The organism is Pseudoalteromonas sp. S4492 (genome assembly GCF_005886115.1).
Lineage (GTDB): Bacteria > Pseudomonadota > Gammaproteobacteria > Enterobacterales > Alteromonadaceae > Pseudoalteromonas > Pseudoalteromonas gelatinilytica.
Map to the genome: position 1 here is coordinate 100,124 of NZ_PNCP01000046.1, position 22,190 is coordinate 122,313.

Annotated in this window: 21 protein-coding genes; 18 read left to right on the plus strand and 3 right to left on the minus strand. The window is 42.0% G+C overall.

Annotated features, from left to right (window positions below; genetic code table 11):
• Window positions 1–2: 2 nt before the first annotated feature.
• From pstA to CWC28_RS16130, 9 genes are all read left to right on the plus strand, one after another.
• Entirely contained in the window at window positions 3–1,652 is a 1,650-nt protein-coding gene (gene pstA / locus CWC28_RS16090; protein WP_063701829.1) for a phosphate ABC transporter permease PstA, read from the plus strand.
• Window positions 1,653–1,678: 26 nt separating this feature from the next.
• Window positions 1,679–2,506 carry a phosphate ABC transporter ATP-binding protein PstB gene (gene pstB / locus CWC28_RS16095; protein ID WP_063701826.1) on the plus strand — a complete coding sequence of 276 codons (828 nt, stop codon included), beginning with the start codon at window positions 1,679–1,681 and terminating at the stop codon, window positions 2,504–2,506.
• Between the two features lie 47 nt (window positions 2,507–2,553).
• A complete protein-coding gene (phoU, locus tag CWC28_RS16100) occupies window positions 2,554–3,255 on the plus strand; it encodes a phosphate signaling complex protein PhoU (protein ID WP_054552476.1) in 702 nt (233 codons plus the stop codon).
• A gap of 150 nt (window positions 3,256–3,405) precedes the next feature.
• Complete coding sequence (locus CWC28_RS16105; protein WP_063701824.1) at window positions 3,406–4,083, plus strand: TIGR00153 family protein; 678 nt, start codon at window positions 3,406–3,408, stop codon at window positions 4,081–4,083.
• 41 nt (window positions 4,084–4,124) lie between these two features.
• The gene (locus CWC28_RS16110; protein ID WP_063701822.1) at window positions 4,125–5,393 is read left to right on the plus strand and encodes an inorganic phosphate transporter; all 1,269 of its coding nucleotides are present in this window, start codon (window positions 4,125–4,127) and stop codon (window positions 5,391–5,393) included.
• Between the two features lie 77 nt (window positions 5,394–5,470).
• Window positions 5,471–6,394 carry a hydrogen peroxide-inducible genes activator gene (locus tag CWC28_RS16115; protein WP_063701820.1) on the plus strand — a complete coding sequence of 308 codons (924 nt, stop codon included), beginning with the start codon at window positions 5,471–5,473 and terminating at the stop codon, window positions 6,392–6,394.
• Between the two features lie 123 nt (window positions 6,395–6,517).
• Window positions 6,518–7,060 carry an RNA polymerase sigma factor gene (locus tag CWC28_RS16120; protein ID WP_105175044.1) on the plus strand — a complete coding sequence of 181 codons (543 nt, stop codon included), beginning with the start codon at window positions 6,518–6,520 and terminating at the stop codon, window positions 7,058–7,060.
• Entirely contained in the window at window positions 7,053–7,652 is a 600-nt protein-coding gene (locus CWC28_RS16125; RefSeq protein ID WP_105175043.1) for a hypothetical protein, read from the plus strand. The genes CWC28_RS16120 and CWC28_RS16125 overlap by 8 nt, the downstream gene beginning before the upstream one ends.
• Window position 7,653: 1 nt before the next feature.
• A complete protein-coding gene (locus CWC28_RS16130; RefSeq protein ID WP_063701812.1) occupies window positions 7,654–8,562 on the plus strand; it encodes a hypothetical protein in 909 nt (302 codons plus the stop codon).
• 22 nt (window positions 8,563–8,584) lie between these two features.
• Here the strand turns inward: CWC28_RS16130 and CWC28_RS16135 are convergent, their stop codons facing one another.
• A complete protein-coding gene (locus tag CWC28_RS16135) occupies window positions 8,585–8,788 on the minus strand; it encodes a hypothetical protein (protein WP_105175042.1) in 204 nt (67 codons plus the stop codon).
• A 233-nt stretch (window positions 8,789–9,021) separates the two neighbouring features.
• A complete protein-coding gene (locus CWC28_RS16140) occupies window positions 9,022–11,532 on the minus strand; it encodes an EAL domain-containing protein (RefSeq protein ID WP_105175041.1) in 2,511 nt (836 codons plus the stop codon).
• A gap of 215 nt (window positions 11,533–11,747) precedes the next feature.
• On the opposite strand from CWC28_RS16140, the gene queA reads away from it, so the two are divergent.
• The 8 genes from queA to CWC28_RS16180 all read left to right on the plus strand — a co-directional run bounded on the left by queA (window position 11,748) and on the right by CWC28_RS16180 (window position 20,662).
• The gene (queA, locus tag CWC28_RS16145; RefSeq protein WP_063701805.1) at window positions 11,748–12,779 is read left to right on the plus strand and encodes a tRNA preQ1(34) S-adenosylmethionine ribosyltransferase-isomerase QueA; all 1,032 of its coding nucleotides are present in this window, start codon (window positions 11,748–11,750) and stop codon (window positions 12,777–12,779) included.
• Window positions 12,780–12,927: 148 nt separating this feature from the next.
• Window positions 12,928–14,055 carry a tRNA guanosine(34) transglycosylase Tgt gene (tgt, locus tag CWC28_RS16150; RefSeq protein ID WP_058583935.1) on the plus strand — a complete coding sequence of 376 codons (1,128 nt, stop codon included), beginning with the start codon at window positions 12,928–12,930 and terminating at the stop codon, window positions 14,053–14,055.
• Window positions 14,056–14,084: 29 nt separating this feature from the next.
• On the plus strand, window positions 14,085–14,423 hold the full coding sequence (gene yajC / locus CWC28_RS16155) for a preprotein translocase subunit YajC (protein WP_036973302.1): 339 nt from the start codon (window positions 14,085–14,087) through the stop codon (window positions 14,421–14,423).
• Window positions 14,424–14,445: 22 nt separating this feature from the next.
• Entirely contained in the window at window positions 14,446–16,305 is a 1,860-nt protein-coding gene (gene secD, locus CWC28_RS16160; RefSeq protein WP_063701803.1) for a protein translocase subunit SecD, read from the plus strand.
• 8 nt (window positions 16,306–16,313) lie between these two features.
• Window positions 16,314–17,261, plus strand: a complete 948-nt coding sequence (gene secF / locus CWC28_RS16165; protein WP_063701801.1) for a protein translocase subunit SecF — start codon at window positions 16,314–16,316, stop codon at window positions 17,259–17,261.
• Between the two features lie 56 nt (window positions 17,262–17,317).
• Window positions 17,318–17,869: a hypothetical protein gene (locus CWC28_RS16170; RefSeq protein ID WP_105175040.1), complete on the plus strand. Its 552-nt coding sequence runs from the start codon at window positions 17,318–17,320 to the stop codon at window positions 17,867–17,869.
• Between the two features lie 87 nt (window positions 17,870–17,956).
• Window positions 17,957–19,747 carry a GGDEF domain-containing protein gene (locus tag CWC28_RS16175; RefSeq protein WP_105175039.1) on the plus strand — a complete coding sequence of 597 codons (1,791 nt, stop codon included), beginning with the start codon at window positions 17,957–17,959 and terminating at the stop codon, window positions 19,745–19,747.
• Window positions 19,748–19,831: 84 nt separating this feature from the next.
• Window positions 19,832–20,662 carry a substrate-binding periplasmic protein gene (locus CWC28_RS16180; protein ID WP_105175038.1) on the plus strand — a complete coding sequence of 277 codons (831 nt, stop codon included), beginning with the start codon at window positions 19,832–19,834 and terminating at the stop codon, window positions 20,660–20,662.
• A 34-nt stretch (window positions 20,663–20,696) separates the two neighbouring features.
• Here CWC28_RS16180 and suhB read toward each other — a convergent pair whose 3' ends face one another.
• Window positions 20,697–21,500, minus strand: a complete 804-nt coding sequence (gene suhB, locus CWC28_RS16185; protein WP_054552496.1) for an inositol-1-monophosphatase — start codon at window positions 21,498–21,500, stop codon at window positions 20,697–20,699.
• 313 nt (window positions 21,501–21,813) lie between these two features.
• Between suhB and CWC28_RS16190 the strand changes: the two genes are divergently transcribed.
• Window positions 21,814–22,161 carry a four helix bundle protein gene (locus CWC28_RS16190; RefSeq protein WP_063701783.1) on the plus strand — a complete coding sequence of 116 codons (348 nt, stop codon included), beginning with the start codon at window positions 21,814–21,816 and terminating at the stop codon, window positions 22,159–22,161.
• Window positions 22,162–22,190: the final 29 nt, after the last annotated feature.

Genomic DNA, 22,190 nt, shown 5'->3' on the forward strand with positions numbered 1-22,190 from the left:
ACATGGTAAAGCAGTGGTTTAAGTCTGGTTCTCCTTGGATTTGGATGACCGGCGGTGCGGTAAGCATCAGTTTAATCTCGGTTCTTGGCTTATTAGCCATGATTGCTTGGAAAGGTTTAAGCTTTTTCTGGCCATCAGAAGTAGTGCAACTTGAGCTGCAAGGCTCAGTTGCTAAACAAACAGTGATCGGTGAAGTTTATGACCGTGAGCTAGTTGCAAAATCACGTATTGAGGCGACGGGCGTTGATTTATCTCACTACGACAAAGAGCAACTAGAGCGCTTACTAATCAAAACAGGTAACCGTGAGTACGTTGATCTCGATTTCCGTTGGGTATTAGAGACAGATATCACATCGCGTACAGCGCCAGCTGAACTTGCAGTATTCGAGCGTAGCAAAAACGGTAACTTTTACGGTTATGTAGAACAGGTTATTAAAGACGGTGAAGTTATTACAGATAACAAAATCGAGGTACTTTATGATCTCGTTGACCGTGCAGTTGACCTAAACGACCAAGCACTCGATTTACAAAATGGTGATATTGGTCATATCAACTATGAACTTGAGCGCTTGCGCTTAAAAGAAAAAGCGTATCAGCTTGATAACGAGTTGACGGACGAACGTGTTGCTGAGCTTGCACAAACACGCGCTGAGCTACGTGCTGAATATGCCGTGCTAGAAAAACAGTTATTTGCACTTCGTAAAGAAGCAAAGCGTGACCAAGTAACGGTTAAAGACATGCGCGGTGAAGTGGTTACTTTACCTCTGTATCAAGTTCTTGATGTGTGGTTCCCAAATGACATGGGCTTCTTCGCTAAGCTAGGCCACTACTTTGTACAACTTGGTAAGTTTGTAGCGGATGACCCGCGTGAGGCAAACACTGAAGGGGGTGTATTCCCTGCGATTTTCGGTACTGTGTTTATGGTATTACTGATGGCAGTGATTGTTACGCCGTTTGGTGTGGTTGCAGCGATTTACTTACATGAATACGCAGCAAAGAATGCCGTTACTAAAATGATCCGTATCGCGGTAATCAACCTTGCGGGTGTACCTTCAATTGTATACGGTGTATTTGGTCTAGGTTTCTTTGTATATATGCTAGGTGGCAGTATTGACCAATTGTTCTACCCAGAATCATCGCCAAGTCCAGTATTTGGTACGCCAGGTGTGATTTGGTCAGCATTAACGCTAGCAATTTTAACGCTTCCAGTGGTTATTGTTTCAACGGAAGAAGGTTTATCACGTATTCCAAGCACGGTTCGTCATGGTTCATTAGCACTTGGCGCAACAAAAGCAGAAACGCTATGGCGCATCATCATTCCGATGGCAAGCCCTGCGATTATGACAGGTTTAATCTTAGCGGTTGCGCGTGCAGCCGGTGAAGTAGCACCACTTATGCTTGTTGGTGTTGTTAAGATGGCGCCAACACTGCCTCTTGACGGTAACTTCCCATACGTTCATTTAGATAGAAAATTTATGCACTTAGGTTTCCACATTTATGATGTTGGTTTCCAAAGCCCTAACGTAGAAGCGGCACGTCCGCTGGTATATGCCACGGCATTCTTACTGGTATCAGTAATTATCGCCCTGAATATCACCGCGATTGGTATTCGTAACCACTTACGCGAAAAGTTTAGAGCTCTTGAGCATTAATACAGAATTTTTATAGGTAGACAGAGATGATTACAGTTGCACCACAAGTAAACCAAGCGAAAAGCGCGGCAAAGCTAGATTTAGATAATCTAACTGCAGAGCAAACAGCGTTAGAGATTAAAAACTTAGATCTATACTACGGTGATAAACAAGCGCTTAGCGGCGTAAATATGAACATCCCGAAAGGTCAGGTAACAGCGTTTATCGGTCCGTCAGGCTGTGGTAAATCAACACTTTTACGTTGTATCAACCGTATGAACGACCTAGTTGATAGTTGTCGTATTGAAGGTGAGATCTTATTACACGGCCACAACATCTACGATAAGAGTGTTGATGTTGCAGCATTAAGACGAAATGTTGGGATGGTATTCCAACGTCCTAATCCATTTCCAAAATCAATCTACGAAAATGTCGTTTATGGCCTACGCTTACAAGGTATTAAAGAAAAGCGTAAACTAGACGAAGTGGTTGAACAATCTTTACGTGGCGCGGCGTTATGGGATGAAGTTAAAGACCGTTTACACGATAGTGCATTTGGCCTATCGGGTGGTCAGCAACAGCGTCTTGTTATTGCTCGCTCAATTGCTATCGAGCCTGAAGTACTACTTCTGGATGAGCCTACATCGGCACTAGATCCAATTTCTACTTTAGTTATCGAAGAGCTAATTAACGACTTAAAGAATAAGTTTACCGTGGTAATTGTTACTCACAACATGCAACAAGCTGCTCGTGTATCAGACCAAACTGCGTTCATGTACATGGGGGAGTTGATTGAGTATTCAGATACCAATACGTTATTTACAACACCAAGCAAGAAGAAAACAGAAGACTACATTACAGGCCGTTACGGTTAGTCAATAAAGTCACTTGGTACCGTAAACGAAATTTATAGAGGTAGACAATGGAACATAATATCAATAAACACATTTCGGGCCGCTTTAATGAAGAGCTTGAAAATGTGCGTAACCATGTATTAAACATGGGAGGTTTAGTTGAACAACAACTAAACAGTGCACTTGATGCTGTTAGCAATGGCGATGCAGATCTGGCACAAAAAGTTCGTGAGAACGACTATAAAGTAAATGCAATGGAAGTGAACATCGATGAAGAATGCACACGCATTATCGCTCGTCGTCAGCCAGCTGCCAGTGACTTACGTCTTGTAATTGCCATTGCTAAAACAATTGCTGATTTAGAGCGTATTGGCGATGAAGCTGAGCGTATTGCTAAAGTTGCGCTGGACTCATTCACAAAAGATCAGCAAGACCTACTGGTGAACATTGAAAACATGGGTCGCCAAGTATCAAAAATGCTTCATGATGTACTTGATGCATTTGCACGTATGGATGTGCAATGTGCGTTTGAAGTACATAAAGAAGATGCCAAAGTTGACCGTGAATACGAAGCAATTACCCGTCAAATCATGACATATATGATGGAAGATCCACGCTCAATCCCGAAAATTATGGATTTAGTGTGGTCAGTACGCTCTTTAGAGCGTATCGGCGACCGTTGTCAAAATATTGCTGAGTACATCATCTACTTTGTAAACGGCAAAGATATTCGTCATACATCTCAAGCAGATATCGAAAAGTCGCTGTAATTTTAACCGCAACTTTTCATTATTAAACCGAGCGGCCTTTGGCCGCTTTGTCTATTATTGCTGATGTAAGGCAGAAAAAGCGTTCACAATCGAACACAATGCTGTAAAATTCGCAGCTGCCAAAGCATACTAATTTATAAAGGGTCAGTTATGCCTACAAATGCATTTTTAGGGGTATTTGCTAAATCTCCTATTAAGCCTATGGAAGATCACATTAAGAAAGCACATCAAGCAAGTAAAGCATTGATCCCTTTCTTTAATCACGTTTTCAAAGAAGAGTGGCAAGAAGCGGAAGAAATCCGCCTAAACATTCGTAATTTAGAGCGTGAAGCTGATGAAATGAAACGTAACATTCGCCTTCAACTACCACGTGGCTTATTCATGCCAGTTGAGCGTACCGATTTGCTAGAGCTTGTTACTCAACAAGACAAAATTGCTAATAAAGCAAAAGATATTGCAGGTCGTGTAGTTGGTCGTGAGATGACTATTCCTACCGAAATCCAAGCAGATTTCCTTGCTTATGTAACTCGTTGTGTTGATGCAACTAAACAAGCATCAAAAGCAATCAATGAGCTAGATGAGCTTCTTGAAACGGGCTTCAAAGGTCGCGAAGTGACTTTAGTTGAGAAAATGCTCGTTGAATTGGACGCAATTGAGCAAGACACGGATGACATGCAAATCAAAATTCGCCGTCAATTGCGCGCCGTTGAAAATGAACTTAACCCAATCGACGTGATGTTCTTATACAAGATCATCGAATGGGTAGGTGACTTAGCTGATATTGCTGAGCGCGTAGGTTCTCGTCTTGAGCTGATGTTAGCTCGTTAATTAAAAATCAGTTCATACGAAAAAAATTAAAGGTTCACACAATGGATATCATTGCAAATTACGGCACGTTACTCGTTTTAACTGCCGCCGCAGTCGGTTTCTTTATGGCTTATGGTATTGGTGCAAATGACGTTGCCAATGCGATGGGTACATCAGTAGGTTCAAAAGCACTTACAATTAAGCAAGCTATCATCATCGCGATGGTGTTTGAGTTCGCAGGCGCATACCTTGCCGGTGGTGAGGTTACATCAACGATCCGTAAAGGGATTATCGATGCGACCCCATTTATGGACGTACCTGAGTTAATGATACTTGGTATGATCGCCGCGTTATTCGCTGCAGGTAGCTGGTTATTGATTGCCTCGTTCTTAGGCTGGCCGGTTTCAACTACTCACTCAATCATTGGTGCCATCATTGGTTTCGCATTGGTTGCGGTAGGTAGCGAAGCAATCCAATGGAACAAGGTAATGGGTATTGTAGGTAGCTGGATTGTTACCCCTGCTATCTCTGGTTTTATTGCTTATTTGATTTTCATGAGTGCGCAAAAGCTAATTTTTGACACTGACGCACCTCTTAAAAATGCTAAGCGCTACGTGCCTGTATACATGGGTCTAGCGGGCTTCATCATGTCTCTTGTAACAATCAAGAAAGGCTTGAAGCACATTGGTATCAACTTAGGTTCATTTGAAGGTTACATGCTTTCTATCGCGATCGCCGTGGTTGTTGCAATCATTGGTAAATTCGCTATTTCACGCCTTAAGATTGACCCTAAAGCTGACAAGAAAATGCAATTCAACAACGTTGAGAAAGTGTTCGCGGTACTTATGGTACTAACAGCATGTTGTATGGCATTCGCACACGGTTCAAACGACGTTGCTAACGCGATTGGTCCACTAGCAGCTGTTGTAAACATTGTTGAGCACAACGGTGAAATCGCTAAGAAAGCGGCTATTGCATGGTGGATTTTACCATTAGGTGGTTTAGGTATTGTTGCTGGTCTTGCTATCTTAGGTAAGAAAGTAATCAAAACAATCGGTGAAGGTATCACCCACTTAACACCTAGCCGTGGTTTTGCTGCTGAGCTTGCTGCAGCTTCTACAGTTGTTATCGCATCAGGTACTGGTTTACCTATCTCTACTACACAAACACTTGTTGGTGCGGTATTAGGTGTTGGTATGGCACGCGGTATTGCGGCACTTAACATGGGTGTTGTAAGAAACATTGTAGTTTCTTGGGTAATTACGTTGCCAGTTGGCGCAGCCCTTGCTATTGTTATTTTCTACGTACTGAGAACTGCCTTCGGGGTATAAAAAAGTACTAAAAGACTTTTAGCTTGAAAAGATCTCAATGCCTTAGGTGTTGGGGTCTTTTTATTTTCAGGTAGAGTATGAATAACTTACCAAGTATTAAACAACTACAATATTTATTAGCAGTCCACCAACATCAACATTTTGGCCGCGCAGCAAGCGCCTGTTTTATTGGTCAATCAACCTTAAGTAGTGCAATTCAAAACTTAGAAGAAACCCTAGGTTGCCAACTTATTGAGCGCGAAAACCGCAGCTTAATGTTTACTGCAATTGGTGAAGAGGTTGTCGAAAAAGCACGTAAGATCATTGACGACACCTTAAGTTTAAAAGAGCTGACGAAGAGCTTTTTAACGCCATTAAGCGGCACACTCACGCTTGGTGTGATCCCGACGATTGCCAGCTTTATTGCTGCGCCGTTATATCATTTCTGCAAACAAACATTTACCGAGCTAGAGCTAGTTTTGGTTGAAGATACCAGTGACAAACTACTCGATAAGCTAGAGCATGGGCAAATTGATATGGCGTTGCTCGCGTTACCGTATGACACTGAAAAGTTTCATACTCAAGTCCTTGCGAAAGATCACTTCAGCCTAGTGCATCATAAAGATTACACACCCGCAGATGGCGTGGAAGACTTTAATCTTTTACCGGATGCGAGTGTGTTCTTGCTAGAGCGTGAGCATTGTATGACTGGCCACGCACTCAGTGCTTGTCACTTGAATCGCTCAAGCTGTATTAACCCATTTGAAGCGGCAAGCTTACATACCTTATTAAGTATGGTTGAACACCAGCTTGGTGTTACTTTCTTACCGCAGATGGCAATTAACGCTGGTATTTTAGATAAAAAAGATATGGTTGCTACGCCATCACAAGGCGATGCATACCGAGATATTGGTATCGTGTGGCGTAAAACAACAGGCCGGATCAGAGATTTTAGGCTGTTTAGCCAGCAGCTAGAGCTGTTTCTGAATAAGCAGTGTAGCTTAGACGGTCAATGCGACTAATGATAAAAAACCCCAAATAAAAAATATTTGGGGTTTTTTATTATTTAAGCAAACTATTTTTTTCCTTCCCTCGACTAACATAATAACAAAACCATTAAAGGCAGATCAGATGACGAGGCTAGCGTGTTTTTTCAATCACTTGAGACACTAATTGCTAAAGCGCAACAGGGCAATAAACGGGCGTGGTTGAAATTAGTCAAGCAGCACGAAACACAGGTATATAACTATTGCCTAAGGATGTTAAGTCACCCTGATGATGCAATGGACTTAATGCAAGAAGTGTTTATTTCTGTGTATAAGAGCTTACCGAGTTTTCGTGGTGAATCGAGTTTTAACACTTGGCTTTATCAAATTGTGCATCGGCGTAGTGTTGAATATTACCGCTGCCGTAAGCTGCATCAAGGTTTGGACGCCGTACCAGAAGAAAGCTGTGAGCGCAGTGAGTTAGAAACCAATCAACTGCAATCTGAGCAGCATCATGAACTTAAAGAAATGATGAACAATTTACCCTGGGAGCAACGCTTGGTGGTGGAGTTAAAGTTTTTTCAGCACTGTACGTTTGAAGAAATAGCTGAGCAATTAGGTATTTCAACCAATACAGCTAAATCAAGACTATACAGTGCGCTTGGTAAGTTAAAAGTGCATTTGGAGGCCGTAGATGGCTAATTTAGATTCATTATTTACCGCATGGTTAGAAGGCGAAAGCCTAACTGATGAGCAAATTGCGTTACTTCAAGCCGATGCTGAGTATGCATTAATGATGAACAATGCAATGCAGTGGCAACAACAAAGTCACCACTATGAAACAGTACCTGTACCAAACTGGGATCGAGAATCCACGATGCCCAAAGTGCAAAAAACGAGTTTGTTTTTTGGTTCTGGGATGTGGGCAGTAGCTGCATCAATTGCATTTTGCGCGTGGATTTTTGTTAGTAATCCACAGCAAGGAAACCAGCAGTTACTCGAACAAGTGGCTAAACAAACCAATTTATTAGAGTCACAACAAAAGCAAATTGATCAGTTGCAAAACATCATCACTGCGCAAAACGAAGTGCAGCAACAGCAGATGTATCAACTGGCCAAAGAAGCAATTAAAACCGGGCGAGTAGAGCGCCAAGAAGATATTGCCAGCGTGCTGGCTTATATCAAAACACAGCGCGCCCAAGATCAAGCGTACTTACGTATGCAGTTAAATGATTTAGCTGAGCAAGTGGACGGCAGGCCAATGCCAACCGTTGCCAACAATTTGGAGTATTAAGATGTCAAAATACAAATCAACCACGGCTGCCTTATTGCTTTGCACAGCAGTAAGCGTACAAGCACAAGCAAGTGATGAATTAGATAAAATTCAGCGTGAAGTCGGGATCATGGAAAAAATCCTCACAGCAGCATTAAAACAAGACACCGATAACAAGGTAAGAAACGTATCATCAAGTTATTTACAGCATCAAGGTGTGGTGTTTAGCTTTGACGTAAGAGGCGGCTCACGCTGGTCTACCGTGTTTGCGTCAGTGCCTGATGCACCGCTTCCACCCATGCCAGATATCGATTTTGAAGAGCTAACTGAAATCGAAGTGCTAGGCGAACATGTGCAAGTGATCAGCGATGCGGTGGTCGTAAAAACGCAAGAAGCTTATCAGCAGGCCATGGAAGTGATGCGTGAAAGTGCAGAGCGAGTGCGTGAAGTTGCCGAGCAAGAGCGCGATGTGAGCCGTGAAATCCGTGATCTTGAACGTGAAAAGCGTGATCTTGAGTTTGATCGTCGCCACGATAAAGATGCCAAAGAGCAAGAGCTCGAAAAACGTAAACAAGCACTACAAGCATCAATTAAAGAGCTTGAGAAAGAGCAGCAAAAGCTGTCTTTAAAACAGCAAGAAATGCGCAAAGAGTTAGCTGAGAAAAAACAAGCTCGTGTGAAAGAGCAACAACAGCAGTTGGCTGCTTTAGCTAAGCAAGTAGATAAAAGCTTATCACTGACCTTATGTGATTATGGTAGCGGTTTAAGAAGTCTGCCTAACGATGAACATGTGAGCTTTATCATTCGCGGTGTGAGTGAAGGTAAGGGTGAGCTGGTTAAAGTATTTAAAAAGTCAGATATCAAAAAGTGCGTGGTTGGCGATATAAAAGCCGCACAACTTATCGACAAGGCATCAAGTTATCGCTTTTAAATTCTCCCAACTAAAAAGCAGCCTAAAGTGGCTGCTTTTCATTCATTGAAAATGGTTTTAAGTCAGGTAAAAATAACAAATAAACCCACACGACTAAGTTAAAGTAAGGGATTAAACCTAGCCCTGTAAATATTTTCACCGGATACCCCTTAAAGGTCGCATTACGGTAACATTGATACGCTATCCCTAGATTCACAATCAGCAACAAAACGATTAGTTGTGTCATCACTTTTCTCCTTTATACCGTCAATACATGGACTTAACGATGTTAAGTCACATTCAGTATGTTTAATGTAATAAGTAATGTCATGTTTTTATTTGATAATCACCATAAAACCACGACATTTGTTCTTGCTGTGGATTAAAGTATAGATGAGTATTGTGAGTATGGAAGCTTAAAAACTAATAAAAAATGTTTAAAAATGTATCAGAACTAGGCTTTTTAATGTTAGCTAACTGTTAATTAAACAGATTATTTTCAGATATTTTTTTAAGTTCAGCGCTAATTTTTTCAACCGGTACAGGGCGGGCAATAAAGTACCCTTGACCATAGTCTATACCAATTTCTTTTAGTGCTAAGAATATATCTTTGTTTTCAACATATTCCGCTACAGAGCGCTTATCAAGCGAACGGCTAATATCATTGATCGCTTTTACAAGTGCTAAATCGATTGGGTCATTCAACATATCACGAACAAATGAGCCATCAATTTTTACATGCTGAGCCGGTAATTGTTTAAGGTAGTTGAAGGTACTAAAGCCAGTACCAAAGTCATCAATCGAGAAATGACAGCCTAAGCCGTTTAAACGCTCGATCATCGCACGGGTTGCAACTAGGTTATTGATACTCGCAGACTCGGTGATCTCAAAAATAATGCGTGTTGGTTCAACATTATATTCTTTTAAGCTCGATTCAATGTGCGGCAATAGGCGCTCATCTAAAAACGACTGTGCTGATAAGTTAATTGCGACTTGATTAAGCTCTGGGTACTCGGCAACGCTCTTAATAGCATTACGAATGACGCATTGATCCATTAAAAAGGTATCGTTTAAAAGCTCAAGCGCAGGAATAAACTGGTTGGGATAAATAAGCTCGTCATTCAGCTTCAAACGTAATAGCGCTTCAAAATAAGCAACATGGCCGCGTTTGAAGTCCCAAATTGGTTGATAGTGCAACTCGATTGCATCATGTTGTAATGCTTGGCGAATGCTATGACCCCACTCAAGACCCGCTTGTAAGCTGTTATGATGGCTATCTTCTTTTGAGTAACAGTGAACTAAGTTACGGCCTAAGCTTTTTGCTACATAAAGGGCGATGTCAGCTTGTTTTAAACATTCACTTGGGTCGTTATTTTGCTCGGTGATTTGCGTTAAACCAATAGAGCAGCTAATTGAGTACTCTTGACCTTCGGAGTGAAAGCGGTGTTTTTCAATCGCCATGCAGATACTTTCTGCCACCAAGTGCGCATCAAGTAAGTTAGTATTTTTTAAGATCACCGCAAATTCATCACCACCGATGCGGCACACTAAATGCTCATCACTGATATTCGCAGTAAATAACTGGGCAACCTCTTTTAAAACGATGTCACCTTGTTGATGGCCTTTACTATCGTTAATGATTTTAAAGTGATCTAAATCGATATAGATGAGCGCATGCTCGGTATCTTTACTGGTGTATTTGGCCTTACAAATACGTTGTAACTGTTGGTCAAAGTAGTAACGGTTATGCAGCTCTGTGAGCGTATCGTGTAAGGCTAAGTGACGAAGCTGTAGCTCAGCTTGTTTACGTTCATGAATGTTATCAATAGTGGCGGTAATAGTCGCAGAGTTTTGGCTGTTTTTAATCAGCTGTAAACGACATTCAACCCAAATAGCATTGCCATTTTTATGCTTAAGTTGGATCTCTACCTGTTGCTGTTGCTCGCCACCATGCAAAATACTCTGTATTGTATCTTGTAGCTTTGTTTTGCACTCAGGCAAACAAAAATCAGTCAATGATTTTGCCAAGCTAGACTTAATGCCATAGCCCGTTAAGTGCTCCCAAGCTGGGTTAATAAAGCGAATATTTCCCTCTTGGTTAAACTCAAGTACCACCGTATTTAAATGTAATAAGATACGTTGGTGGGCAGAAAACAGCTCTTTATAACGGCTTTGACTTTGGCTTAGTTGTTCTACTTTTTGTGCAAACTCTGCGTAGCTCACCATGAAATCTTCACGGCGAGCAGCGTGGTCACACACTTTACTCAATAATGAATGATCGTATGGGGCGCGAATAAAGTCAGTAACGCCAGAAAGTAATAACTGCTCTGCGTAATCTGCATCATTGTTATCAATGATGGTTACGATTGCTTGCTTAGGGTTGTGTTGTAATATTTCGCTAATTAACCCCGCCGCAGTATCTGAATGAGACTCGGTCGCGTCAATCAATACTATGGCAAACTTCTGTTGTAGATAGGTCGCAAGCGTCGCTTTTGTTGAGGTGGTATGGGTTATCGCGAAGCTAAGTTTTAGCTGTTCGCTGATATCCTTTGCCTTACGGTTATCGGTTTCAAGCAGTAATAAATTAAGGCGACTACTTTTTTCAAGGTGTGTTGATAACACGTTGGCAAGCACTTGCGGCAACATATCTTGGCGTTCAAATGGAAGAACAGCATCAATGCCATAGCTGCGTGCAGTGGTTTCGGCTATACGTTCACAATAGATTGGTGGAGTAAGTAAAATAGGTGTGTTTTTTGGGGTTTTCAATAGCCCTGAACGGATCATGCGCGAAAAGCGCCAACCATCAATCTTACCGACTTCAAGGCCTGTAATGATAATATCCACCGGGTGGCTTTTGAGAATTTTTAGCGCATCTTGAGAGTCACTGGCTTCGATAAACATGAAAACATTAAGCTTGTTTAATGTCGACTTAATAGTCTCACGCTCAGCAACGCTTGCGTTCAAAATTAGCAGCTTTAACTGCTTGGCCATGGCGCTACTACCTCTTACTTAAACCATGTTTAGTGAATAAGCTAGAATAATGACATTTTGCCTAATCTACAAGCAAACTTTACCCAAAAAGCGGTTAATAAGTACTTAAGTTTGTAATCCTTTAAGCTTGTACGAAGTTGGCACAGGGCTTTGCTTGAGGTGGTGGGCTTATCAGAGTAAACTTGGCGCGTTTTTATTAATGAGAGATATGCTCTATGCGCGTAGCTGATTTTAGCTTTGACCTTCCTGATGAATTAATTGCTCGTTTTCCGAAAGCAGATCGAACTAGCAGCCGTTTACTGACGCTTGATGGCCCATCAGGCCACCTTGAGCATAAAGTGTTTAGTGATATTTTATCGCTTGTTAATGAAAATGACTTATTAGTTTTTAATAACACTAAAGTGATCCCTGCGCGTATGTTTGGGCAAAAAGAATCGGGCGGTAAGCTTGAGGTGTTAGTTGAGCGCGTACTCGACGAGCACCGTGTGCTTGCGCATGTGCGAGCTAGCAAATCGCCAAAACCAGGCTCAAAAATCATTCTTGAAGGTAAAGCAGAAGCAACCATGGTTGCGCGTCATGGCGAGCTTTTTGAGCTTGAATTTGCCAAAGACGAAAATGTCCTCGATATCTTAAACGACATCGGCCACATGCCATTACCACCTTATATTGACCGCCCTGATAACGAGTCAGATCGTGAGCGCTATCAAACAGTTTATGGTGAAAAGCCAGGTGCCGTAGCCGCGCCAACAGCTGGCCTGCATTTTGATGATAAATTAATGGCGGCCTTAAAAGATAAGGGCATTAACATGGCGTTTGTGACTTTGCATGTCGGTGCGGGTACATTCCAGCCTGTGCGTGTTGACTCAGTTGACGAGCATGTTATGCACTCTGAGTACATTGAAGTGCCTGATGATGTGGTTAAAGCGGTAGCCGAAACGAAAGCGAAAGGTGGTCGCGTAATAGCCGTAGGTACTACCTCAGTTCGCTCGTTAGAGTCTGCTGCTAAAGTGCACGGCGGCAAATTAGATACTTACTTTGGTGATACCGATATCTTTATTTACCCGGGTTATCAGTTCAATGTGGTTGATGCCATGGTAACAAATTTCCACTTGCCTGAATCAACATTGATTATGTTAGTCAGTGCCTTTGCAGGCCAAGATAACATTATGGGTGCTTATCATACGGCGATAAAAGAACAGTATCGCTTCTTTAGTTATGGCGATGCGATGTTCTTAACGCGCAAATAACGATTATACCCAATAAAAAGCCCAGTTTTTGAACTGGGCTTTTTATTTTCGAATTTAGCCCAATTAATAGTAATAAACCTGCAAACAGGGTAGAATCGAGCGGTTAAATTATAGCTTGTTGGACTGTTTTTCCGACACTGAGGATAATATGAAATTTGAATTAGACCGCACTGACGGTAAAGCGCGCCGCGGCCGCTTGATTTTTGAACGTGGCGTTGTAGAAACCCCTGCATTTATGCCGGTAGGTACTTACGGCACAGTTAAGGGCATGACCCCTGACGAAGTAAAAGATACTGGCGCGCAAATCTGCTTAGGTAACACTTTCCATTTAATGTTACGTCCTGGCACAGAAATCATTAAGCAGCACGGTGACTTACACGACTTCATGAATTGGGATCGTCCAATCCTAACTGATTCAGGCGGTTTCCAAGTATTCAGCTTAGGCGCAATGCGTAAAATCACAGAAGAAGGCGTGATGTTCAGCTCACCAGTTAATGGTGAAAAAATCATGCTTTCGCCAGAAAAAGCGATGCAAGTTCAGCGTGATCTAGGCTCTGACATCGTAATGATTTTTGACGAATGTACGCCATACCCAGCGACAGAAAAAGAAGCGAAAGACTCTATGGAGTTATCACTTCGTTGGGCTAAACGCTCAAAAGAAGGCCATGGTGATAACCCAGCTGCGCTATTTGGTATTATCCAAGGTGGTATGTACCCTGAGCTTCGTGCACAATCACAAAAAGGCTTAGAAGAAATCGGCTTTGATGGTTATGCATTAGGTGGTTTATCGGTTGGTGAGCCGAAAAACGAGATGATCAATATTCTTGATCACTGTGCTTACAAAATGCCAGAAGACAAACCTCGTTACTTAATGGGTGTTGGTAAACCAGAAGACTTAGTTGAAGCGGTTCGCCGTGGTATCGATATGTTTGACTGTGTAATGCCTACGCGTAATGCCCGTAACGGTCACTTATTCGTTACTGGCGGCATTGTTAAAATCCGTAATGCAGTACATAAAACAGACACCGGTCCACTGGATCCTGAGTGTGATTGTCATACATGTAAAAACTATTCACGTGCATACTTGCATCATCTTGATAAATGTAATGAAATCTTAGGCGCACGTCTAAACACGATTCACAACTTACGTTATTATCAACGCGTGATGGAAGGCTTACGTAATGCCATCAGTAATGGCAAACTAGACGAATTTGTTGCAGATTTTTATGCACGCCGTGGTCAAGAAGTACCAGAGCTTGCAGATACATCAGATTAAATTTTTAGAAAAATTAAAGAGGAAGTGAAATGAGTTTATTCATCTCAAACGCCCACGCAAGTGCGGCAGGTGCAGCACCAGCAGGTGGTGGCATGGAAATGCTAATCATGTTGGGTATTTTCGGTCTGGTATTTTATTTCTTAATCTACCGTCCACAAGCTAAGCGTGTAAAAGAGCATAAAGCCCTAATGAGCGCAATGGCGAAAGGCGACGAAGTACTAACGCAAGGTGGTTTAGTAGGTAAGATTGCTAAAATCGCTGATGACAAAGACTTCATCGTGATTTCATTAAACGACCAAGCAGAAGTAACAGTTCAAAAATCAGCTGTTTCTGCAGTATTGCCAAAAGGCACTATGAAGTCGCTATAACAATAAAAATAAGGACTCACACGTGTTAAACAAGTTTCCATTATGGAAGTATTTACTTGTTCTTGTAGTGTTAGTCGTTGGTATTTTATATGCCTCACCTAACTTGTATGGCCGTGACCCGGCCATCCAAGTATCGGGCACTAAAGGTACTGATGCTGACCTCAGCGTACTCGATAAAGTAAATGCGACTCTCAAAGAACATAACGTTACTGTTAAATCAAGCAAACTTGAAGACGGACAAATCCTCGTTCGTTTTAAGAATGTTGAAGACCAACTAAAAGCGCAAGATCTACTGCGTGATTCCCTTAGTGAAGATTACATCTCAGCAATCAACATGGCGCCTGCTCAACCTGAGTGGTTAAAGTCTTTGGGTGGTAACCCAATGAAACTAGGCCTAGATTTAAGCGGTGGTGTTCACTTTACTATGGAAATCGACATGGCGACGGCGGTTGATACTCAGCTTGAGCAAATGGAACAAGATTTCAAAAGTGACTTACGTGAAGAAAAACTACGTTATCGCACCATTCGCCGTGTAGCGAATAGCGAGCGATTACGTGTTGAAATGCGTAACGAAGAAGATAAAAGCGCAGCAGAGCGTTTCTTATCAACACGTTACCCATTAAACGTATACGTTGATGATAGCAGCAGCGACAATGCTTTTTACGTGAGCATGAGCGAGCAAAAGTTAAAAGAAATTCGTGACTACGCTATCAAACAAAACGAAACGATTATCCGTAACCGTATTAACCAAATCGGTGTTGCAGAGCCTAACGTACAGCGCCAAGGTGCTGAGCGTATCATCGTGCAACTTCCGGGTGTGCAAGATACAGCGCGTGCAAAAGAAATTCTGGGTGCAACAGCAACACTCGAATTCCGCGAAGTTGACGAGAACGCAGATGCAAGTGCTGCGCTGCAAGGTCGTTTACCGCCAGGTACAGAAATGATCATGGCGCGTGAAGGTTACCCTGTGGTACTTAAGCAACGCATCATTCTTGAAGGTAGTCATATTACTGGTGCGCAATCAGGCACAGATGAGTATCAACGTCCACAAGTTAGCATTACGCTAGACAGCAAAGGTGGCGCAAAAATGAATGCGTTCACTAAGCGTGCTATCGGTAAACGCATGGCAACGGTATTCATTGAATACAAGCCATCGGGTAAAACAGATGAAAACGGTAAAGCGCTTCCACCAATTAAAGTTGAAGAAGTAATTAACGTGGCAACCATTCAAGCTCGTCTTGACCGTTCATTCCGTATTACTGGTATCGATAACCCAGCTGAAGCACATAATCTAAGTTTATTACTTCGTGCCGGTGCACTTGTAGCGCCAATTCAAATTGTTGAAGAGCGCACAGTAGGTCCAAGCCTAGGTCAAGAGAACATCGAAGCGGGTATGACTGCGGTTGTGCTTGGTTTTGTGTTTGTACTTGTATTTATGCTTGTTTACTACAAAGGTTTCGGCATGGTGGCAAATTTGGCACTGGGCGCAAACTTAGTATTAATCGTCGGCGTAATGTCGCTTATCCCAGGTGCAGCGTTAACGCTACCGGGTATTGCAGGTATCGTATTGACCGTCGGTATGGCGGTTGACGCCAACGTACTTATTTTTGAACGTATTCGTGAAGAACTTGCTGATGGCCGTAGCCCGCAACAAGCTGTTCATTTTGGTTACGACAGCGCATTTAGTACGATTTTCGATGCTAACATCACAACGCTAATCGCAGCAGTGATCCTATTTGCAGTGGGTACTGGTCCTATTGCTGGTTTCGCAGTAACACTTGCGATTGGTATTATCACCTCTATGTTTACAGCCATTGTTGGTACCCGTGCGGTAATCAACTTATTCATTGGCGGTAAGCGTATTGAGAAGTTGTCGATTTAGGAGTCAGCATGCAAATTTTAAAACTCGGTGGTAAAACACTCGGCTTTATGAAGTTACGTAAGTTTGCCATGACAGTATCAACCTTGTTGATTTTGGCTTCTTTCGTATCGTTTTTTACTAAAGGCTTAAACTTCGGTCTCGACTTTACTGGCGGTACCGCTGTTGAAGTAGGCTTTACAGAGGCACCCGATCTTAAACAAGTACGTGATGCAATCACAGAAAGTGGTTTTGAAGATTTCTCGGTGCAGCTGTTTGGCTCAAGTAAAGAGATTTTAGTACGTCTTGCACCGCAAGGTGCAGGCGTTAAAGCAGAAGTTATTGGTAACCAAATCATTACGGCATTGCAAAAAATTGAGCCGACAGTAGAAATGCGTCGTATCGAATTTGTTGGCCCAAGTGTGGGTGAAGATCTAAAAGAGCAGGGTGGCCTTGCCATGTTAACTGCACTTATCTGTATCTTAATTTACGTTGCGTTTCGTTTTGAATGGCGATTTGCGGTAGGTGCGGTTTCAGCACTATTACATGACGTTATCATCACATTAGGTTTATTCTCAGTGCTAGGTCTTGAGTTTGACTTAACGATTCTTGCGGCGATTTTGGCAGTAATAGGTTACTCACTCAACGATACTATCGTTGTATCTGACCGTATCCGTGAAAACTTCCGTAAAGTGCGTGTTGATGACACGATTGAAATTATCGATATTTCATTAACGCAGACGTTAAACCGTACATTAGTTACTTCAATCACGACAATTTTAGTATTGATTGCATTGTTCGTATGGGGTGGTCAAACGATCCACGGTTTCGCAACTGCGTTACTATTTGGTGTGTTCATCGGTACTTACTCGTCTGTTTACGTTGCTTCAGCAGTAGCAATTGCAATGGGTGTAAGTAAAGAAGACTTAATTCCAGAAGTAATTGAAAAAGAAGGTGCGGATCTCGATCCTATGCCTTAATAAGTGATACAAAAAGAAACCGCCCTAATTAGGGCGGTTTTTTTATGGGAGACATTATGAAACACCTGATGTTTAGCGTGTTTATACTTTTAATGCTTAGTGCTTGTGACGATAAGCCTGAGCCAGAACAGACAGAAGTACAGCAAATACCTGAGGTAACACTTCAGCAGCAGTTTGACAGCTATAAAGGTTTAGCTTGGCAAGTTGTAGAGGCATTGCAAAACCAATCAACAACTCAGCAATTACAAGATTTGACGCTTAAGCTAATTACTTCATCAACAGGTTTGTTTTTAAACCTAAAAGCGCAGCTGCCAGAGTGTGAGGCAAGTTTGCATGCGTTGGCAGACGCAACCGAGTTTCAGCAACCGCAAAGTAATGACACAGACGCGTTAAAGAATGAAATCATTATCAACCTCGAGCCAAACCTTCCTGAGTTTGCTGCAGCAAGTTGCTATCATGCGCAGCAGTTATTACTTAATCCGCTTGCCGTCTATTCGCTAGCGCAACAAGCTGATTTAGCACAGAGTGATTACCAAAAAGCTAAATTAAAAATGACAGATAGTTTTGCTCGCATTAAGCAGCTTGAGCTGATCACCGCTATTGAGTAGTCAGTACTCGTCATAGCTTTGCCATAAAATTGTCATACAAGGTTGCTAATTTAGCCGTCTATTTGTATTACTAACGCTAGGTGTAAGGTGAGCGCGCAACTACAGCAGATCTTAGATAACAGTGCTATTGAAACCTTGTTTCAGCCTATCTTTGATATTTCTAATCAGCATATTTTGGGTTATGAGGCATTAAGTCGCGGTCCAAAAGGGTCTGAGCTAGAAATGCCGAGTGCATTATTCAGCGAAGCAATTGCTTGCCATAAAATCTCTGAATTAGAGCTACTTTGTCGCAGTAAGGCAATTGAGAACTTTGTTAAACTCAATCTGCAAGGTAAGTTATTCCTTAATGTAAGTCCTAAAACCTTACTTGACCCTTGCCATCCTAAAGGTGAAACATTACATCTAGTTGAGCACTTTGGTCTTGCAACCAATCGGGTCGTTATTGAGGTTACAGAGCAAGAAAAAGTGGATGATGGCTTTTTATTATTAAAAACCATTGCCCATTACCGCGAACTAGGTTTTTCGATTGCCATTGATGACTTAGGGGCTGGCTATTCGGGTTTAAAGCAGTGGTCTGAGTTATGTCCTGAGTTTGTAAAAATAGACCGCTACTTTATTGATCATTGCGACCAGAGTGTGGTTAAAAAAGAGTTTTTAAAGTCAATTATTGAGCTTGCAAAAGCCACCAATACGCAAGTTATCGCAGAAGGGATAGAACGAGCAGAGGAGCTTCGTTTACTCGAAAGCTTAGGCGTGCAGCACGCACAAGGCTTTTTACTCGAAAGGCCGAGTATACAACCAAGCTACGAAATAAATATTCATTGCTTAAAGCACTTAGAATCATCAGATAGCAGCAATACTTTTGAACAGTCTATGGCGATTGGTTGGTTGGCAGTCGAGCACGCCAGCATAGAAGCAACAACCCGTTGCAAAGACGCGCACAGCATCTTTGAGCAAGATAAAAGTTTAACGAGTCTTGCGGTGCTTGAGCACAATATTCCTGTTGGTTTATTACACCGAGATCAACTCACTGAAGTGTTTGCCGCTCCCTATGGTCATGCACTTTATGATAAGCAGCCAGTTACTTCTTTAATGGATAAACAGCCGTTAATCGTTGACGAAAACGAGTTACTCGATACGGTGAGTCAGCAAATTACTGAGTTTGAGTTTGATATTCGACGCCACATTGTTATCACCCGAAGTGGTGAATACTTAGGTTTGGCGCCATTGCGTAATATCTTAAAACACATTACCGAAGAAAAAATCCGCCATGCACAACATGCCAACCCGCTGACTATGCTGCCGGGTAATGTCGCGATTAACGAAGCAATTGAGCTGAGGCTTCGTAATAATTATCCGTTCTCACTCGCATATGTTGATTTAAATCACTTTAAACAATTTAATGACCTATACGGTTATGCCAGCGGTGACAGCGTTATAAAATTACTTGCTGAAGTCATCGTAGAGGCGTGTAGCACTAGTAAAGGTTTTGTCGGCCATATTGGTGGTGATGACTTTATGGTGGTGTTTGATCAAAATGATGCAGAGCAAGTATGCCACGACATCATCAGTAAATTTGAACACCAGTCACGCGCCTTTTTCACCCCAGAGCACATTGAGCAAGGGGGTTATTGGGCAAGCAACCGCGAAGGTAAAAAGCAGTTTGTGCCACTACTTACATTATCAATCGGTTTAGTTAAGCCTGATTTAGAGCTATGTATTAACAGCCACCAAGTTGCAGCACTGGCAACAGATGCGAAAAAAGAAGCAAAACGTTATCAGAGTAGCCACTTATTTGTATGCAAACGAAGCCGCCCAGCACCTGCGGTAGTCCGTTTGAATTGCCAAAAAGATGAAGCATTCCCTATTAGTTCATGAAGAAATTTTAAGTTTGAATATTTTTACTTGTGTCCCTGTTTAACAGGGTGTAGCTTAAAAAAAACACAATAATCAAAAATAACAATGAAGCGACTATGTAGTGCAATCCTAGTATTGCTAAGCCTAGGATACAGCCTTACCACAGAAGCTAACAATGTGGTCAATTTAGCGATTGAACAACGCCCACTGTATAAACGCGATTATTATCTTCATGAATTGCTGGCAGCGGCTTTACGCGCCAGTAATTATCAAGCAGAAATCAGCGAAGTTCTGGTTCACCCTCATCAACAGCGCACTTTGCTGATGCTCGATGAAAACCAGGCTGATGTGTTTTGGAGTATGACAAGCCCCGAGCGAGAACACCTTGCAATAGCCGTTAAAGTGCCACTGTTTAAAGGCTACATTGGTAAACGCGCATTACTCACTAAACGAGCTTTTTTACCACGTTTTAAAGATGTAAAAACGAAGCAAGATTTAGCGCAGTTTAGTGCCATTCAAGGCCATGATTGGCCCGATACTAAAATCCTTGCGCAAAACGGCTTAACAGTCAGGCCACTGGCAAATTATCAGGCGATGTTTAACCTAGTGATCAGAGGGCGAGTTGATTATTTTCCGCGTTCGTTCATTGAAGTCATTTCTGAAATGGAACAAGTGAAAAGTGACGAACTTGTCATTGTGCCTAATCTTTATATTAGTTATCCAACGGCATTTTACTTTTTTGTCAGTAACCACAAGCCTGAATTGGCCGAAGCCCTGTTAAAAGGACTCAAGGTGATGAAAAGCACGGGCGAGTTTGATCAATTATTTGCCAGTTACTTTGCTGAAGACTTGGCTAAGTTGCCATTTAAAGAAGGTGAAGTCATAGAGATAAAACTCGACAACGATTATTTTCAGCCACAAAAAAAGGAGCCGTAGCTCCTTTTTTGCATTTTTACATTACAACCCGCTATTAGCGAAGTAGTGACTCAGTTAACACTGGGCGAATTTCACGAATGATCGCTTGAGTTAACTTAGGTGCACCACAAATGATGTTGCCGCTTTGGTTGTAGTTAATACCACCTGCGAAATCAACAACCATACCGCCCGCTTCTTTAACTAAAAGCTCGCCTGCTGCTGTGTCCCATGGCTTAAGGCCAATTTCAAAGAAACCATCAACACGACCCGCAGCAACATATGCCATATCTAATGCTGCAGAACCTGCACGGCGGATATCAGCAGTGTGTACGAAAAGCGCTTTAAACGCTTCAGAGTATGCGTCTAAGTGGTGTTTTTGTTTGAATGGGAAACCAGTTGCAAGTACAGAGCCCGCTAACTCGTTAGTTTTAGTTACGCGTAAACGCTTGCTGTTAAGCTGTGCGCCTTGACCACGTGATGCTGTGAATAATTCACCGCGAATTGGATCATAGATAACAGCTTGGTCTAAACGACCTTTCACTTTAAGTGCAATAGATACTGCGAAATGAGGGATACCCTTGATGAAGTTAGTTGTGCCATCAAGAGGGTCTACAATCCATTGGTAATCTGCATCTTTACCTTTATGCTCACCAAGCTCTTCACCTACGATAGTGTGATCTGGGTAAGATTTTAAAATAGTGTCACGAATTGCGGCTTCAGCTTCTTTGTCGATGTTAGTCACTAAGTCGTTAGTGCCTTTTTGTTGTACATCAACTTTTGATAAGTCTTCACTTGCGCGAAGTAAAATTTTGCCTGCGTTACGCGCAGCGCGAACCGCAATGTTTAACATTGGATGCATAGCATTACCTTTGGGTTGTAAAAGAACGAATATATTTAAGCCGGCGTATTCTAGCGATTTCTAGCGTAAAGTAAACAAGAAACTCGAATAAATTAGGTTGTTTTTTGTACAGCTCTGATTTTGTTATTGAATTAATCTCAGAAGAAGTGATTAGTGACCAGAGGAAGTGATTGGTCGTCAGAAGTTAGATATCGTTGAGTCGTCAGCCGTCAGCCGTCAGCCGTCAGCCGTCAGCCGTCAGCCGTCAGTTTGAAATTTGCATTCTGAGAAATTCGTGCCTATATAAAGTTTTTATACTTAAAAGGATGCAAGTATGAATTTTGAAAAATTAGAGGTATGGAAGCGATCAGCAAGATTAAGTGCTGAAATCTACAAAGAAACGACTGATCTGAATGACTTTGGTTTTCGCAATCAACTCACACGTTCTGGTTTATCAATACCGAGTAATATCGCAGAAGGTATGGCTAGAATCAGCAAAAAAGAGCGGGTGCGTTTTTTAGATATATCAAGATCGTCAATAGCAGAAACACGAACGCAAATTTATATCGGAATTGAGATTAAATACATTGATGCTGCCATCGGTAGAGCTTGGGTAAGTGAAACGGAAGAGCTATCAAGAATGTTGACATCTCTTATGCATAGGATCGAAGCTGATAGCTGATAGCTGATTGATCTGACTCCATAAAAGTA

Coding starts and splice junctions, on each gene's coding strand:
- pstA (WP_063701829.1), top strand. CDS start 3: ATGGTAAAGCAGTGGTTTAAGTCTGGTTCTCCTTGGATTTGGATGACC.
- pstB (WP_063701826.1), top strand. CDS start 1,679: ATGATTACAGTTGCACCACAAGTAAACCAAGCGAAAAGCGCGGCAAAG.
- phoU (WP_054552476.1), top strand. CDS start 2,554: ATGGAACATAATATCAATAAACACATTTCGGGCCGCTTTAATGAAGAG.
- CWC28_RS16105 (WP_063701824.1), top strand. CDS start 3,406: ATGCCTACAAATGCATTTTTAGGGGTATTTGCTAAATCTCCTATTAAG.
- CWC28_RS16110 (WP_063701822.1), top strand. CDS start 4,125: ATGGATATCATTGCAAATTACGGCACGTTACTCGTTTTAACTGCCGCC.
- CWC28_RS16115 (WP_063701820.1), top strand. CDS start 5,471: ATGAATAACTTACCAAGTATTAAACAACTACAATATTTATTAGCAGTC.
- CWC28_RS16125 (WP_105175043.1), top strand. CDS start 7,053: ATGGCTAATTTAGATTCATTATTTACCGCATGGTTAGAAGGCGAAAGC.
- CWC28_RS16130 (WP_063701812.1), top strand. CDS start 7,654: ATGTCAAAATACAAATCAACCACGGCTGCCTTATTGCTTTGCACAGCA.
- CWC28_RS16135 (WP_105175042.1), bottom strand. CDS start 8,788: ATGACACAACTAATCGTTTTGTTGCTGATTGTGAATCTAGGGATAGCG.
- CWC28_RS16140 (WP_105175041.1), bottom strand. CDS start 11,532: ATGGCCAAGCAGTTAAAGCTGCTAATTTTGAACGCAAGCGTTGCTGAG.
- queA (WP_063701805.1), top strand. CDS start 11,748: ATGCGCGTAGCTGATTTTAGCTTTGACCTTCCTGATGAATTAATTGCT.
- tgt (WP_058583935.1), top strand. CDS start 12,928: ATGAAATTTGAATTAGACCGCACTGACGGTAAAGCGCGCCGCGGCCGC.
- yajC (WP_036973302.1), top strand. CDS start 14,085: ATGAGTTTATTCATCTCAAACGCCCACGCAAGTGCGGCAGGTGCAGCA.
- secF (WP_063701801.1), top strand. CDS start 16,314: ATGCAAATTTTAAAACTCGGTGGTAAAACACTCGGCTTTATGAAGTTA.
- CWC28_RS16170 (WP_105175040.1), top strand. CDS start 17,318: ATGAAACACCTGATGTTTAGCGTGTTTATACTTTTAATGCTTAGTGCT.
- CWC28_RS16180 (WP_105175038.1), top strand. CDS start 19,832: ATGAAGCGACTATGTAGTGCAATCCTAGTATTGCTAAGCCTAGGATAC.
- suhB (WP_054552496.1), bottom strand. CDS start 21,500: ATGCATCCAATGTTAAACATTGCGGTTCGCGCTGCGCGTAACGCAGGC.
- CWC28_RS16190 (WP_063701783.1), top strand. CDS start 21,814: ATGAATTTTGAAAAATTAGAGGTATGGAAGCGATCAGCAAGATTAAGT.